The following is a 15,000-nucleotide window of genomic DNA, read 5'->3' on the forward strand; positions in this document are numbered from 1 at the left end:
TAGCAAACGAAGTGCGGTAGGGATTTAGAAAACGGAATTTTAGTGTTTTTTGTGTAAACTTTCTTGACAGAAGTCCAGCTATTCTCGAATTCGGATGCCTCATTCAAGTATTCATGAATTTCACACAATTGTTTTCTGCTAAAAAGCTCTATGCAACGTTTCTGCATAGAGCTTTTTATTTCTTATTTGCAATCCTGCCGATTAATAAGTTGTCACTTTAAATAATTTTTGAATGGAATAGATACCACGTTGCCAAACTGTAAACTCATCTTGGTATTCTTCCAGTTCTACTGTATATAAAGCATCCTCATTATTCCAAAGTCTTTCAAAATAACTTTCCATTTCCGTAGCCAATTCACTGTCATTCGGTGCAATCACTCTGAGATTAGCCTCTAAATTATAATCATCGAGCGTACGATCCGTATAATTTCCAGAACCATTTGAAATAATGGTATGGTCTTCATTTTGAATCCAAATTGCTTTCGTATGATATTGTCCAATCACTGTATTGTACCAGCGGACATTCATTTTCCCTTCTGTATCTTCAACCATTTCTTGAACGACTGGTCGATTGGGTAGACCTGATTTTTGTTGACCAAAAGAGTTTTCATTTGGATCAAGGATGACGTTAATCTCTACTCCGCGATTTGCCGCATCAATTAAGGTAGTGACAATATCTCGCTTCGCAATAAAGAACATCCCTAACCAAATCTTGTCCCCTTTTTTCGTGTTTTCTAAATCAGCAAGCAGTGCATCTAGAATTTTCTTCTCGGTCAGGTATTGAACCTCATACTGTCCGTCTGATTTCTCCTTATCGACTCGAGGAAGTTCTGGCCCGCCGGAATATCGCGAAACAGCTTCTTCCGCTTCCAAAATATCATTTAATACTGGCCCACTTACCTTCAATGCAATATTGCCATGGAATCCACTCGCATCATGAGGATTCGAAGAAGTGACCATACCTTCTTTTTCAGTTATTACTGCTTTTCGATGGTTGGCTTTTACGTTTAATAAAGTCATATAAGAGGCAACCGTCATTTTTGGTGCATCACTTGCCATTGCATTATCAATCCATCCTTCCCCACCAATATCAAACCATTGGAAGAGAATTCGATAGATGCCTGAGTAAACAGGTGTTGAATCTCTTAAAGGATCCAAATCAGTATAGACAATCTCAACACCAGCTTCTCTCATCTTTTTAAACCATTCGTTTTCATATGATCCATAACCACGATTAATCGGATCTGTTATAAACACAATCGGCATATCCGGATTTTCTTTTTTCTTATCCGCTAACTTCGAAGATAGCGTATCTGCAATCTTCGGAAAATCTTCTTTTTGATCGTAAAAACCATCAAACAAGAAAAAATCAACAACGATGAAATCATCAGCTTCTTCAATCATCTGATAGACTTCGTCGAATATATTTAGTTCATGAACCATGCCCGTCCCTTTTTTATCTTGAGCAAAGGTTAAATCCGTTATCATTTCGATATTGTCTGTTTTATGCAATTCTCCTTTATATGAAATCCCTTCAGGCAAAGGCTTAAATGTATGCCATAAAATAACAGCGATATATATTAATGCGAAAACACCTATTGAGCCCATGATAATACGCTTACGCTTGCTCCATTCTTTACGCGGCTTTTTAGCCATCCGCGGTTCCCCCTCATCAAACAAATGTATTACTACGGATATTCCCGTCTATTTGTTTTAACAAACCAAAATCATCTTCATAAAATAGATTTATAAAAATAAAGTTTCGCATCAAACTTTATCATGAACATATTGGTGCTGCACGCTTCGCTTACGCAGCATTTACTGTTGGCGTATCCTTTTGAACAATTACAACTGAGATGGCGATTTTTCTAACTGAGATTGCCTAAATTCTAACTGAGGCATCGATAATTCTAACCAAGAACCCAAAAATTCTTACTATGCGCGATTCACCCATAAAAAAGCTCAGCCCCTCTTAGTAAGTTTTTAGGTTGATGGGAAGAGAATCTAAAATAACAAGCTACATACCATTTGAATTCATACGTTAATTCACACAGGAATTAACGTACAAAATAGCTCAGAGTAATAAACTAAGCCGTTCTCTTTTGAGGTACCCGCCACTATAAAAACATATATAATCACCTCTATAAACGCAGTGCAATTCGGATAAGAATTCGCACTGCGTTTTTATTAATATTCATTAAATAGTTACATTTTTGTGAATAATACACCAAATTCTTCTTTGATTCGGAAAATGGTGTATATTTTAATTAGAACAAGCGTTCAATATTGAAAGGAGTTTCTATAAAATTGAACAAAAGAAGTTATAACAGCGAAAAGGTAAAATATGACATATCAGAAAAGGCAATTATTTTATTTTCTCAAAAAGGATACATTCAAACGTCAGTGGAGGACATTTCAAAAGCTTCTGGCTATAGCAAAGGACATATATATTATCATTTTGAAAGCAAAGAAAAACTTTTTGTTTTATTAGCACAGAACACTATGCATGATTGGTACTCTAAATGGATGGAGAAGGAACCTTCCTATACGTCTGCTACAGATAAATTATATGGTATGGCAATGCATGTACTCTATAACTATCAAACTCCATTATTAAAAGCAGGACAAGAACTGGCCTCAAATCCTAATTCTAGTTTAGAATCTGTAAAAAAATTATACGAATTAGCCATTATTCCAATGGGTGCCTATCGTTCCATCTTTCAAGAGGGATTGGACAAGAAAGAATTTGTATCTGGGAATATAGACGAATGGACTGTGCTCTTAGGAACCTGGCTTGGGGGTTTATGCCAACTCACAAACACTCAAGAATTGAATTCACTGGAGCCTCTTTTTAAAAAAGCAATTACTATGTTTTTAAAATCAATTAAAACAAGGGGGAATTAGTATGAAAATCGCATTAATCGGTGACAGTTTAACAGAAGGTCGCCCAGGAGTTTCTTTTGTTAAATTTTTAAAAGAAAAATTTCCAACTATTACTTTCGTTAACCTCGGCAAACCTGGAGAGTCAGTTAAAAGCCTGCATACTCGTTTAACAAAAACAAAATTAAATTCCGATTATGACCTTGCTTTCGTTTGGATTGGTGTAAACGATGTTTATTCTAAATTGTTGAGTTTACAAGCACAGCCAGTGGCGAAAGACCATGAGGAATTCAAAGACTATTACAAAAAAATATTAGATTTAGTTCTCGTATCTTCCAAAAAAACTGTGGCAGTTTCACCAGCATTAGTTGGTGAAACAAATAATCCATCTAACAAAGAAATTATGGAATTAACATATCTTATCGAATACATCACAAGTAAAAATGCAAATATTAGTTTTTTAAACCTTCATTCTGTGTTTGAAGAGCACCTAGCTAAAGTAAATAGTTCAGATTATATCAGCACCAAAGTATTAACAGTAATGAAAGATGTGTTGTTTTACAAAAAACACTCTCGAATTGACAAGTTATCTAAAAAAAGAGGGCTACACTTCACTTTGGACGGGATACATTTAAATAGTTCTGGTGCTCAAATTGTGGCAGATGTTTACGCATCCGCGATAAACCAATTTCTATACAAAAATAAAGATGCGATTGATGAATAATTGCTAGTTCATAAAATTTTTATTAAATTGGGGGTTACTCATGGAGGGGTTCAAGAAAATTGCTATTGTAACTGGTGGTGCATCTGGGATTGGTAAGGCGCTTTGCAGCGAACTAGTATATCAAAATGTATTTGTAATAATTGCAGACATAAATGACACAGAGGGAAAGCTTTTTGAAAAAGAACTTAATAAGAACTCAAATAATTCTAGATATATAACCTTGAATGTTACTGATTTTAGAAGTGTTTTCATGTCTTTCTAAAAACTCAAGACACCTTTGCGATTTATAGCGCGATTTCATACCTATAATTATAAAAGTAATCAATTATACCAATAAAAAAGCAGTGCGAATTCATATGCGAATTGCACTGCTAATTGATTTACTTTTATACATACTTTTATAGCTGCGGGTACCTCAAAAGAGAACGGCTTAGTAGTAAACTCTGAGCTTTTCTTTTTCATGGAGCTCGTTCAATTAAGCGCATGTTTGTTGAAGGAGAAATTAGTGTAGATCACTTGTATATTTTTCTGGTAATAACCTCATTACATTGCACTTTACTAATTTACCATTATAGGGAATGATAACATCTGTATTTTTTCCATAATCACTAATTAACTCCCGACACATACCACAAGGAGCAACCACCCAACATTTTTCAATATCTTCGTGTGGATGAGGGTGAGCCACTGCAACAATCGTTTCAAAATCGTGATCTCCTTCTGAAATAGACTTACCAATAACCATTGCTTCCCCACATACTGTTATTCTTCCAACATTCGCTTCTACGTGAACTGCCGAAAAAACATTTCCAGATGGTGTTCTAACTGCTGCACCAATGTGATGTCGCCCATACCTATAATTCTTTTCTATAACTTTTTCGGCTTCTTTAATCAGTTCATAGTCTCTATCTTCTAAAGGTCTAACTTTTAACATAGTTCTCCTCCTTACTAGTTCAGTTCAAGCCTTTTATTCACCAAACTTTCATCCGTTGATATAACAGATCAAAAACAATTTTGCTTCTTCTCTTTATAATTTAATATAAAATACCCTTTTCCCAAGGTATATTTTTCAACACCATTAAACAACAGTTAATCACTTAATCATAACCAAAGTGACAATAGTTATTTTCATCCTGTAATTTAAATGCTTTTTACATTTGTTAAATGGATAGCGAAAGCAGGGTGCACTTTTCTTATCAACAGAAAAATCGAGTATAAAACCTTTTCGGTTTTATACTCGATTATTAATACCAATCCTATTGATTCTTTACTTTATCCCCTATTTGCCTTTTTAAGGCTACACCACATTCAAAATCAAGCTGGAATATAGTCTGTAATCGCGGAATCGGCAATTAGCATTTCTTTTAATCGTTGTTTGGCACGGAATAGGCGGGATTTCACTGTACCTATTGATACCTTCATGATTTCTGCAATTTCGATTAGTGAATATTGATGTACATAAAAATACATGACTGTTGTTTGGTAAATGGAGTCGAGTTCCGAAATTTTGTCTCGCACCATTTGAGATAAATCGCTTTTTTCTAAAAGTTCTTCAGATGAAAGGGTTTCACTCGGGACTAAATCGAGAACCGGGACATCTAGTGTTTCTGGCTGATTCATTACATGCTTACTAATTCGTACATTTTTACGGTAACGGTCTCTAAATGTATTCATACAGATGGTTGTTAACCATGCTTTAAGATGATCAACATCCTTGACGTTCGTTTCATATCTGACTACTTTCAACCATACTTCCTGCATCAAGTCTTCTGCTTCTGTTTGGTTTCGAGTTAACTTTAAACATAGATGGTACAAATACCGATTGTATTCGTCGTATACATGATCAAGTGTAACATTCATTTTTTGTCCTCCGTTCGTCCTTGCTGTTAACTCTATAATGCCAAAGACGAACCTTACCCTCTATCGGAATCTCTTTCAAAATTCTTACAAACGTGTAATAAAGCAAAAAAAGAACAGAAGGACTAGTTGTCCTCCTGTTCTTCCTCTTCTTCTTTTTCTTCTTGAATTGTAATCGTTAATTGCATAATACGGTTTCGGTCCATCTCGTTTACTTCAAAACGAAGATTTTCATAAGTGAATTGTTCTCCGTTATCAGGCATATGGCCTAGTTGTTGAAGGACAAATCCGCCGATGGTGTCGTGGTCATTTGGAATTTCGATTTTGAACATTTCATTCACATCTTCAATTTCAAGGCGACCGTGACAAATGAGTCGATGCTCTGTCATTTCAAAAACCAAGATTTCTTCATCTTCATCAGATTCATCTTCGATTTCTTGTCCAATCATTTCTTCGATGATGTCCTCATGCGTAACGATTCCCAAGGTTCCACCATATTCATCTAACACGATAGCCATGTGTTTTTTCTTGGCTAACATTTGTTTAAATACTTTTTCAACGCTGACCGATTGAACAACAAAAAGCGGATCACGATCGATAAGCGATTCTAATTCAAGGGTTGGATCCATTGACCATTCGATAAATGTCTTTGAGTAAAACATTCCGACGATATGGTCCATGCTTTCTTCATATACTGGGTATCTTGTATAGTAATGTTCCAATATAATATCTCGTACTTCATCATATGTAGCGTTTGCAGGAATTCCTACAATTTCCATACGGTGTGTTTCCAATACATCTTGAACATCTTTATTCGGAAAATCAAGTACACCTTTTAAGCGTTCTGATTCCTCTTCTTCAAATGTTCCTTCCGTAGAAGCGATATCTACCATTGTGCGAAGCTCTTCTTTTGTAAGTGTTGCTTCTTTCACTGCGCCTTTAGAAATTATGCGAATAAAAACGTTCGTAAATTTTGCAATTAAGAAAGTAACCGGACGCATAATTTGAACAAGTAAAGCAATGATCGGTGCTACCAAATACGCAATACGATCAGCAAAAGTAACGGCTAATGTTTTTGGAAGTACTTCTCCAAAAATAATGATAATTAATGTTAATCCAGCGGTTGCAATGGCAATATCCCAACCGTATTCCAAAGCAATTAACGTTAATAATGTAGGCATAGCAATATTTACGATGTTGTTACCAATTAAAATCGTCGTAATCATGCGGTCCGGTTTCGCGATGAGCACGAGGAGCTTTTGCGCCATACGGTCTCCTTGCTCAGCACGAAGCTGGACCTTCATCCTATTTACTGCTGTGAGTGCCGTTTCACTACCTGAAAAGAAAAACGACAACACTAAACTAATGGCTAAACCTATAAACTCCAACCGTGTTTCCTCCTATATGAGTCAAAAAACCCGCTCAATTTCAATATCTATAACTATATCATAATCAGAATTTCCATGTCTCAAATGGGAATTCATTTTTTATAAAAATATTAAAGTGAGTTCTTACTATATACATCTCTTCAGTGATCATTCAAAATTTCTATCTGAATAACGAACTGGTGCTTTACGGATTTCAAGAAATGATTATGATATACTACTCCTATTCTCGAACTATTTAGAAAAGAGGGATATCATGAGTCATTTAAACGAATTGAACAGCTATTTTGAAACAAAACGCGAGGAACATTTAGATGAATTAAAACAGTTTCTTCGCATCCCTAGTGTTAGTTCTTTATCGGAACATAAAGAAGATATGCGCACTGCAGCAGAGTGGTTATCCAAATCATTACAAGATGTTGGATTAGAAAATGTATCGATAGATGAAACGAAAGGTCATCCAGTTGTTTATGCTGACTGGCTTCATGCAGAAGGTAAACCCACTATTTTGGTCTATGGACACTACGATGTGCAACCCGTTGATCCATTGAACCTATGGGAGACAGAACCTTTTAATCCAACCGTTCGGGATAATAAATTATATGCCCGTGGAGCAAGTGACGATAAAGGACAAGTATATATGCATGTAAAGGCTATCGAGGCTTTATTTAAAACAAATGGCACTTTGCCAGTAAACGTTAAGTTTTGTATTGAAGGTGAAGAAGAAATCGGTAGTCCGAATCTTCCCGAATATGTAGAAGCTAATAAAGAAAAACTATCAGCCGACATTATTGTTATATCTGATACAGGAATGCAAGGACCCGGAAAACCAGCAGTATGCTATGGTTTGAGAGGATTAGCAGGAGTTCAAATTGAAGTGAAAGGTCCTAAAGGCGACTTACATTCAGGACTATACGGTGGTGGGGTTCAAAATTCAATTCACGCTTTAGTTGAGTTACTTGCGTCGTTCCGTGATCAAGAAGGCACGATTCAAGTGGATGGCTTTTATGACAATGTTCGTGAAGCGACAGCTGAGGAACGTGCAGCATATAAAGAACTCGATTTTGATGAAGAGGCTCTCAAAAAAGAATTACAAGTCGATGAATTATTTGGCGAAAAAGGATTCACACATTTAGAACGCACATGGATTCGCCCTACTTTAGAAGTGAATGGTGTATTCGGTGGATTTTCTGGTGAAGGAATTAAAACAGTATTACCTGCTGAAGCTGGTGCGAAGATTACTTGCCGTTTAGTTCCTGATCAAGATCCGGATGAAATCGTAGCGAAATTAAAAGCACATATTGAAAAACATAAACCAGTTGGTGTAAATGTTGAAGTCACGGAATTTGATAAAGGGAAGCCGTTCATTACTCCTTTTGATCATCCTGCGATTCAAGCAGCTGGACGTTCGTACGAAAAAGTATACCAAGTTCCAACTTCTTATGTTCGTGGAGGCGGTTCGATCCCAATCGTTGCGGCTTTTGATGAAATTTTAGGTTTACCTGTTGTATTAATGGGCTTTGGTTTAGCATCAGAAAATTTCCATGCCCCTAATGAACATTTCCATTTAGAAAACTTCGATCAAGGCTTGCGCGTTATTGGCGACTACTATTATGAACTATCGAAATTTAACTCAAGTGAATTAGTGAAATAAAAAATCCCGAATCCGCATATTGTATGCTGGATTCGGGATTTCGTATTTTATTCAGTTGCGCCAAAGAAAGTGATGAATTCTTCCGAATCCTTACGTTGTTTCGCTTTCGGCATTTCATCGAAGTAACCAAATTGAAGCATACTTATGATACGCTCTCCTGGTTTCACTCCCATTGCTTGACGGAATTTCGGTGCATCGATAAATGGAGGCGTCTTCCAACATGAACCAATCCCTAGATCCCAAGCAAGTAATTGTGCATTTTGAATGTATGCGCTAGCTGCAGCATAATCCTCTAAACGTTCTTTTTGACGAGCATCTTCAGGAACGATGATAAATGCATATCCACCTGGTGAAGTGAATTTTTTCATATTTTTCACTAAATCTTCTTCAGAAAGCTCTTTCCATTTAGGTACGCCGAATTCACGTAAAAGCTCATGTAATTCAGTGAGTTCTTTTCCGCAAGCAACGACTAAGCGCCACGGTTCACGGTTCCCGTGATTTGGAGCCCATTTTGCATCATCCAAAACGGATATTAAAGTTTCGCGCTCTACTGGTTGTCCATTAAAGTTTTTAATTGAGCGTCTTTGTAGAATCGCATCTCTTATTGATAAAGATTGTTCATTCATGTTTGTATGTTCTCCTTTTTATTGCTGAAGTTAAAACCAAATGTGTGCAATCACACCTAAAATAATGAGATGGAAGATTTGGTCAGCCATTATGATTAACCAGCCAGCATCTTTTCCATTTGTTTTCATCACATTTTTTACCCACCACTGCACGAATGTTCGACGGTCTAAAATAATATGACTACCTATCATAAGTATAATAGCAGTTAAAGGTAATAATCCATAATCCAAATAGACTACGGCGGTTACGATTAGTGTATATATGAAAGAGTGGACCAAAAGTGGAATCCATTGTTTGGTTTTATTCATTGCCATCCAACTCGTTTGAAACAAATAATCGCCGATAAAATGGCCGATTAACATATAACTAAACACCGTCATCCAAGATCCTCCTAAGTGCTAAAGAACTATTTCCCCAACCAATAATCCTTACTATGTCATTCAATAATCCTATGGTAATATTATCATACCAACTAATCGGCAAGAAAAAAAGAACCGCTTTTGAGCAGGAAAGGATTTTCCATGATGACAAATGATAAACCTATCTCCAACTTCAGTGAACAAAACGAGCTACAGTCCGAAGAAATGCTCGCTGTTATCTTTGAATACATGGGAAAAATAACTGCTGAAAATGATTTAGATAAGTTACTGATGATATTAGCTGACCTAGGTAAACGGCTAATCATTGCAGATCGCTGTACTGTTTGGCTCTATCAAGCCGCTGAACATCAGCTATGGACCATTGTAGCACATGGCATTGATAAGGTTGTTATTCCCGCAGATAGTGGTTTTGTTGGCCATAGCTTTATGACTGGAGAGCCGGTCATAGTTGAAGATGCGTACCAGGATGAGCGCTTTAATGATGCGATTGACCGGAGCACTGGTTATTTAACCAAGTCTGTCGTTTGTATCCCTTTTCGTAATTCAGAAGGCGAAATCATCGGTGCCTTTCAAGCTATAAATAAAATGACCGCCAGTCAAACATTTTCAGAGAAAGATATCGAAGTTTTAACTCTAGCTGCTTCGTATTCTGGCAAGTCCTTTGAATCATCCATTCTTCGAAATGAATTAATAGAAACGCAAAAAGAAATGATTGAAACGATGGGTGAAATCGGTGAAAGTCGTTCAAAGGAAACTGGTCATCATGTTCGACGTGTCGCGAAATATTCATATGAACTAGCTAAATTAGCAGGATTGCCCGAACAGCAAGCGAGACTACTAAAATTAGCTTCGCCAATGCATGATATCGGCAAAGTAGCAATTCCTGATCATATTTTATTAAAGCCTGGAAAATTAACAGACGAAGAGTTTGAGTTAATGAAGACACATACGTCAATCGGCTATTATGTGTTTAAACATTCACAACGCGACTTATTAAAAACAGCTGCGATTATTTCACATGAACACCATGAAAAATGGAATGGAACTGGCTATCCAAATGGGTTAGCTGGGAAAGAGATTCATATTTTCGGAAGAATAACAGCCATTGCTGATGTATTCGATGCTTTAGGTAGTGATCGCGTTTACAAAAAAGCATGGCCGCTTCAAGATATTATCGATCACTTAAAGGAACAACGTGGCCAACACTTTGACCCTACTCTTATCGATTTGTTCTTAGGCAACATTGATACATTTTTAGATATTCGAAATGAATTATCCGACGATATTTAAAAAGGCTGCGAGACGATTTTCATAAAGTCATCTCACAGCCTTTTTCTGTATATCTTCACATCATCGTCACTTTGTTTTTCCCACTCATTTTAGTTGCATAAAGAGCTTTGTCTGCTTGTTCAATCCAATCATTTGGCTTATTAAAGTCATGTACGCTTGAAGAAGTACCGCCAATACTAATCGTCGCGACCCCGAAAGTTGAACTGGTTTTATGTTCAACTTCCGCATTTCTCATTTCTCTACAAATCTTTTCAGCCATTTGTCTGCCTTCTTCTTCCTTCATATTTGGAAGAATGATGCCAAATTCTTCTCCCCCATACCGAGCAACAAATCCATCATTGCCCACTATTTCTTTAAACATGGATGCAGCTTTTTTAATTAACTCATCACCCATGACGTGTCCATAGGTGTCATTATATTTTTTGAATTCATCTAAGTCGACTAACAACAGAGTTAACGGTGATCCAATCTTAATAGCATCCATCGAAAGTTCCTTCATTTTTTCATCAAAGAATCTTCTGTTATTCACACCTGTTAATCCATCAAGTAAAGTTAATTCTATTAATCGAGCATTGGTTTCACTAAGCTCTTGTGTTCTTCGTTCGATTTTTTCATCTAACGTTTGATTTAAATGAAGGAGATCACTTGTTAAGTTTTCAGATTCCTGGAACTTTTGTGCATAATTTCGACTTAAATTTAAAGACTGAACAAAAATGTAAATAAAGAATCCGTACGTCGCTATATTAGAACCTTCAATCCAATCGAGTGATAAGAATACGTCATTTAGTACAGTAATAAAGAAAAATATACTAGCTGTTAAGTTAAGAATGGCTGTTCTTCTTTTTCGTTTAACCGCTAAAATTAACACATAGAGCGTGTAAATCATGGTAATGGCTGCAATTATCAAGAAGTAGTCAAAAGCAGTCCGATAAAAAACAGGATTTGTTACTACAGTGAGCAGTATTAAGATAGATGTGATCATAACTGAACCTTGTATCACCCATTTTTTCAATTCGTTTGGATATAAATTACGAAGGAAGAACAAATATAGTAAATAGCCTCCATACATAATGAGAAATTCGAAACGATGCTGCCAAATCCACGAAATATTTGGAAACAATACAGCGATAAACAAAGGTTCCACAAAAAGTGCTCGTAAGGCTACTAAAATACTTAGTAAACCAAAATACAAAAAGGCTCTTTCTTGTCTTCTAAATGCAAAAATACCAAATTGGTAAATTCCCATAATTAAAATTCCACCGATGACAAATAAAGTAGAAGCCACTAATTCGGTGTAATAAGCAGTCACAGCATTAGCTGCCCCAAAATAAATTGGGTTATTTGCGCCACCGATTGGGTGTTCAAAATTAGCAATATGCATGATTAAGCGTACTTCTGTATCTTTAGGGGTGAAAAAGGCAACTTCTTTTATAAACGCAGCTTCACTTGATTGTCTTGTCGTTCCAACAAATCCATTGGAGGCAACTTTAACTCCATCAACCATTAGTGAGTACGAGGAGTATTGATGCGGAATGTAAATCCCCATAACATTTCCTAACCGATTTTCTGGGATTTGAAGTGTTAAAGAATAGGTCGCATACCCATTTCGATCATTCGTAAGTGATGTCCAATCGCTCGGAACGGAAATAAGTTGAGGCGTTTTTAATCGATTCGTTTCTTCAATTTGAGACTCAGTTAAAAACTGTTCCCAGTAAAAAGTCCATTCTCCATTGAGTAAGACTAATTCGTCCTCATTCAATGGACTTTTGGTTAAATCCAATTCCCCATTAACAGCAAGCATGTCATTGGAATTTTGTATAGTTGGCGTTGCGCACCCCGTAAGAAGGAGAACAATTATTAATGTAATTTTCATTATAGGATGCATAAACACCCTCCTCTCTATTTATTTTGATTTCCCAATTTAGTGGTTTCGTTCATAATAGAAAGAAAGACGAATCAGGGGGTACTATATGATTGTCTATTGGATCTCAAGCTATCTCATTGGAAATTTTATGACAGCATGGTGGGTTGGAAAGAGAAATAAGGTCGATTTACGTGCACACCGTAGTGGAAATCTTGGTGCACGAAACGCTGGAGCTGTCCTTGGGAAGAAAGCATTTTTCATGACATTTCTAGGGGATGCAATAAAAGGAGCACTTGTTATAGTAGCTGGTTTTTATTTTGATTTTTCATTATGGATTATTGCACTAGCCGGATTACTCGTGATTGCAGGTCATTTATATCCTTTTTGGTTAAAAGGTAAAGGCGGAAAAGGCATCGCTACTTTTATAGGCGTTGGACTTGCTATTAATCCAGTATTATTCTGTTCGTTTATATTAGGATTTGTTTTATTTATTCCATTTTTAAAAAGTGCCACTTTAAGTATGTTTTTTGGTTATGTTACGTATATTATAACAGTCTTCATGACACAAGAAGTAACAAATATGTGGCCTCTTCTTATAGCCATTGGTCTTATCTTGTATCGACATCGATTTGATTTTCGACAGTCTTTGGATGAAAGAAAATAGTATCATTTGCATAACTTTATTCAGCTAAAACTAAGAGTTTAGGTTGATTAAATACTTTTAATGTTATAATAATTATAATATTCATACTTTCATATAGATAGGATGTTTTATAATGACAAAGAAACCAATTGCCTGGGTAGTGGATAGCACCGCATATGTTAGTCCTGTGCTAGCAAACCACCCTGATGTATTTGTAGTACCATTGAATATTCACTTTGGACAAGTGCAATATGCTGATGGAATTGATTTAACAACAACTGAATTATATGATCGCATCCGAAATGCTGAAGAGTTTCCTAAAACTTCTCAACCGGCTGCCGGTGAATTTGCGACATTATACGGAAAAATAAGTGAAGCGTATGAGGCCATTATTGCGGTTCACGTTTCTGAAAAATTAAGTGGAACGATTGGCTCTTCTAAATCTGGAGCTGAAATTGCTGAAGTTCAAATGGAAGTTGTCGACTCGTTTGCTCTTTCTTCGGGTATTACCAAACTTGTTGAACGCGGTTTACTCTTACAAGAAAGCGGCATGGAGTTACATGAAATTGCTGCTCAGTTACGAAATGAAGTCCAAAACCTAAGAAACTATATATTGATTGGTAATCTAAATCAATTGTATAAAGGTGGACGCATGAGTGGTGTTCAATTCTTCCTTGGAAGTTTACTTCAAGTAAAACCAATCATTCATTTAAATGAACAAGGCGAATTAAAAGCATTAGATAAAGTTCGTTCTCAAAAGAAGGCAATGAATTATATTGTTGATAAAGCGGTTGAGTCTTATGAAAAAGACGGCACTCGATCGATTGATTTAATGCACGGAAACGTTCCTGAGCAAGCGGAAGAAATTAAAAACTTAATTCAATCAAAAACGCCTGACTTAGAAGTTCGAATCGGAGAAATCAGTTCCGTTCTAGCTGTTCATGCTGGAGAAGGTACGATAGCCGCATTGTGGCATGTGCCTGTGCAATAAATAATATAAAAAGGTTCAGCTAGTCATGAGAAATGACTACCTGAACCTTTTTAAACTGTATTGTTTTGTAATGAATAAGTTTACTCGTCACTTTTGTGATTTTACTCGTCAACTTTGAAACTTTACTCGTCACTTTTGGGAATTTACTCGTCACATTTCAACTTTTACTCGTCAAACCTACAAACTTACTTATGTGAATGAATCTAATATATGAAAAAAGATATAAGTTGTTTTCCCGGGTTCATATGCCATCGAGTTCGTATATCGCCAATCTCGATTAATACTATTGTTTGTGTGTGCGTTTACGCGTGGTTCATTGCCATCAAATCCTGTAACAATAGTGGAGTGATTAAATCTTCCATCTCCTTCAAAGTCATAACAAATGACGTCGCCTAATTGAAGTTCACTTGCAGATCCCACTTTTTTCGCACGTAAACCTTTCGTAGAAGTATCTAAATACCATCGAAATGAATGAGAAACAGACCAACTAAAACTCCATGTTCCACCCTGCACCCACCAACCTTGTGCACGATTTGGGTATCCTCTCATCGGTGCACCACCCGCTCTTAAACACTGCGAAACATAATTCGTGCAATCAACGTCAAAGATAGGATAAGCAGGATTGTATGAATTCCACCACTTGTTTGCATATTGCACAGCAGCTTCACGATTATACAGATTGAATCCCTCCTAGTGAAAGGTTAT

15 protein-coding genes are annotated in these 15,000 nt (G+C 36.4%); 7 read left to right on the plus strand and 8 right to left on the minus strand.

All coding sequences use genetic code 11. The annotated features are described in order from the left end of the window. Positions 1–201: 201 nt before the first annotated feature. On the minus strand, positions 202–1,656 hold the full coding sequence (locus ACHUE4_RS10140) for a phospholipase D family protein (protein ID WP_394189604.1): 1,455 nt from the start codon (positions 1,654–1,656) through the stop codon (positions 202–204). Positions 1,657–2,307: 651 nt separating this feature from the next. Here ACHUE4_RS10140 and ACHUE4_RS10145 point away from each other — a divergent pair. The 3 genes from ACHUE4_RS10145 to ACHUE4_RS10155 are packed head-to-tail and all read left to right on the plus strand — an operon-like array spanning position 2,308 to position 3,866. Beyond that, positions 2,308–2,904 carry a TetR/AcrR family transcriptional regulator gene (locus tag ACHUE4_RS10145; RefSeq protein WP_394189606.1) on the plus strand — a complete coding sequence of 199 codons (597 nt, stop codon included), beginning with the start codon at positions 2,308–2,310 and terminating at the stop codon, positions 2,902–2,904. A 1-nt stretch (position 2,905) separates the two neighbouring features. Next, complete coding sequence (locus ACHUE4_RS10150; RefSeq protein WP_394189608.1) at positions 2,906–3,604, plus strand: SGNH/GDSL hydrolase family protein; 699 nt, start codon at positions 2,906–2,908, stop codon at positions 3,602–3,604. Positions 3,605–3,644: 40 nt separating this feature from the next. After that, positions 3,645–3,866, plus strand: coding sequence for an SDR family NAD(P)-dependent oxidoreductase (locus ACHUE4_RS10155; RefSeq protein WP_394189610.1), 222 nt, complete (start codon positions 3,645–3,647; stop codon positions 3,864–3,866). Between the two features lie 240 nt (positions 3,867–4,106). On the opposite strand, the gene ACHUE4_RS10160 is transcribed toward ACHUE4_RS10155, so the two are convergent. From ACHUE4_RS10160 to ACHUE4_RS10170, 3 genes are all read right to left on the minus strand, one after another. Further along, positions 4,107–4,538: a cytidine deaminase gene (locus ACHUE4_RS10160; protein ID WP_394189612.1), complete on the minus strand. Its 432-nt coding sequence runs from the start codon at positions 4,536–4,538 to the stop codon at positions 4,107–4,109. Between the two features lie 380 nt (positions 4,539–4,918). Continuing rightward, positions 4,919–5,464, minus strand: a complete 546-nt coding sequence (locus tag ACHUE4_RS10165; protein WP_394189614.1) for an RNA polymerase sigma factor — start codon at positions 5,462–5,464, stop codon at positions 4,919–4,921. 122 nt (positions 5,465–5,586) lie between these two features. Beyond that, positions 5,587–6,849 (minus strand): CNNM domain-containing protein, encoded by a 1,263-nt coding sequence (locus ACHUE4_RS10170; RefSeq protein ID WP_394189616.1) that lies wholly within the window; start codon positions 6,847–6,849, stop codon positions 5,587–5,589. Positions 6,850–7,102: 253 nt separating this feature from the next. On the opposite strand from ACHUE4_RS10170, the gene ACHUE4_RS10175 reads away from it, so the two are divergent. Further along, complete coding sequence (locus ACHUE4_RS10175) at positions 7,103–8,500, plus strand: dipeptidase (RefSeq protein ID WP_394189618.1); 1,398 nt, start codon at positions 7,103–7,105, stop codon at positions 8,498–8,500. A 47-nt stretch (positions 8,501–8,547) separates the two neighbouring features. Here the strand turns inward: ACHUE4_RS10175 and ACHUE4_RS10180 are convergent, their stop codons facing one another. Both ACHUE4_RS10180 and ACHUE4_RS10185 read right to left on the minus strand, forming a co-directional pair. Further along, on the minus strand, positions 8,548–9,126 hold the full coding sequence (locus ACHUE4_RS10180; RefSeq protein WP_394189620.1) for a nitroreductase family protein: 579 nt from the start codon (positions 9,124–9,126) through the stop codon (positions 8,548–8,550). Between the two features lie 30 nt (positions 9,127–9,156). Beyond that, the gene (locus ACHUE4_RS10185; RefSeq protein WP_394189622.1) at positions 9,157–9,507 is read right to left on the minus strand and encodes a DUF3307 domain-containing protein; all 351 of its coding nucleotides are present in this window, start codon (positions 9,505–9,507) and stop codon (positions 9,157–9,159) included. Between the two features lie 144 nt (positions 9,508–9,651). Between ACHUE4_RS10185 and ACHUE4_RS10190 the strand changes: the two genes are divergently transcribed. Next, positions 9,652–10,797 (plus strand): HD domain-containing phosphohydrolase, encoded by a 1,146-nt coding sequence (locus ACHUE4_RS10190; protein ID WP_394189624.1) that lies wholly within the window; start codon positions 9,652–9,654, stop codon positions 10,795–10,797. Positions 10,798–10,852: 55 nt separating this feature from the next. On the opposite strand, the gene ACHUE4_RS10195 is transcribed toward ACHUE4_RS10190, so the two are convergent. Further along, complete coding sequence (locus ACHUE4_RS10195) at positions 10,853–12,682, minus strand: sensor domain-containing diguanylate cyclase (RefSeq protein ID WP_394189626.1); 1,830 nt, start codon at positions 12,680–12,682, stop codon at positions 10,853–10,855. An 85-nt stretch (positions 12,683–12,767) separates the two neighbouring features. On the opposite strand from ACHUE4_RS10195, the gene ACHUE4_RS10200 reads away from it, so the two are divergent. Both ACHUE4_RS10200 and ACHUE4_RS10205 read left to right on the plus strand, forming a co-directional pair. Continuing rightward, positions 12,768–13,325 (plus strand): glycerol-3-phosphate acyltransferase, encoded by a 558-nt coding sequence (locus ACHUE4_RS10200; protein ID WP_394189628.1) that lies wholly within the window; start codon positions 12,768–12,770, stop codon positions 13,323–13,325. A 112-nt stretch (positions 13,326–13,437) separates the two neighbouring features. Beyond that, positions 13,438–14,295, plus strand: coding sequence for a DegV family protein (locus ACHUE4_RS10205; protein ID WP_394189630.1), 858 nt, complete (start codon positions 13,438–13,440; stop codon positions 14,293–14,295). A gap of 189 nt (positions 14,296–14,484) precedes the next feature. Here the strand turns inward: ACHUE4_RS10205 and ACHUE4_RS10210 are convergent, their stop codons facing one another. Then, complete coding sequence (locus tag ACHUE4_RS10210) at positions 14,485–14,973, minus strand: amidase domain-containing protein (RefSeq protein ID WP_394189797.1); 489 nt, start codon at positions 14,971–14,973, stop codon at positions 14,485–14,487. Between the last annotated feature and the right edge of the window lie 27 nt (positions 14,974–15,000).

Origin of the sequence: Paenisporosarcina quisquiliarum, from assembly GCF_043641925.1 — a bacterium.
GTDB lineage: Bacteria > Bacillota > Bacilli > Bacillales_A > Planococcaceae > Paenisporosarcina > Paenisporosarcina quisquiliarum_A.

Excerpts from the sequence above, each read along its gene's own strand:
- ACHUE4_RS10140 (WP_394189604.1), bottom strand. The coding sequence starts at position 1,656 with ATGGCTAAAAAGCCGCGTAAAGAATGGAGCAAGCGTAAGCGTATTATC.
- ACHUE4_RS10150 (WP_394189608.1), top strand. The coding sequence starts at position 2,906 with ATGAAAATCGCATTAATCGGTGACAGTTTAACAGAAGGTCGCCCAGGA.
- ACHUE4_RS10155 (WP_394189610.1), top strand. The coding sequence starts at position 3,645 with ATGGAGGGGTTCAAGAAAATTGCTATTGTAACTGGTGGTGCATCTGGG.
- ACHUE4_RS10160 (WP_394189612.1), bottom strand. The coding sequence starts at position 4,538 with ATGTTAAAAGTTAGACCTTTAGAAGATAGAGACTATGAACTGATTAAA.
- ACHUE4_RS10165 (WP_394189614.1), bottom strand. The coding sequence starts at position 5,464 with ATGAATGTTACACTTGATCATGTATACGACGAATACAATCGGTATTTG.
- ACHUE4_RS10175 (WP_394189618.1), top strand. The coding sequence starts at position 7,103 with ATGAGTCATTTAAACGAATTGAACAGCTATTTTGAAACAAAACGCGAG.
- ACHUE4_RS10180 (WP_394189620.1), bottom strand. The coding sequence starts at position 9,126 with ATGAATGAACAATCTTTATCAATAAGAGATGCGATTCTACAAAGACGC.
- ACHUE4_RS10185 (WP_394189622.1), bottom strand. The coding sequence starts at position 9,507 with ATGACGGTGTTTAGTTATATGTTAATCGGCCATTTTATCGGCGATTAT.
- ACHUE4_RS10190 (WP_394189624.1), top strand. The coding sequence starts at position 9,652 with ATGACAAATGATAAACCTATCTCCAACTTCAGTGAACAAAACGAGCTA.
- ACHUE4_RS10195 (WP_394189626.1), bottom strand. The coding sequence starts at position 12,682 with ATGCATCCTATAATGAAAATTACATTAATAATTGTTCTCCTTCTTACG.
- ACHUE4_RS10200 (WP_394189628.1), top strand. The coding sequence starts at position 12,768 with ATGATTGTCTATTGGATCTCAAGCTATCTCATTGGAAATTTTATGACA.
- ACHUE4_RS10205 (WP_394189630.1), top strand. The coding sequence starts at position 13,438 with ATGACAAAGAAACCAATTGCCTGGGTAGTGGATAGCACCGCATATGTT.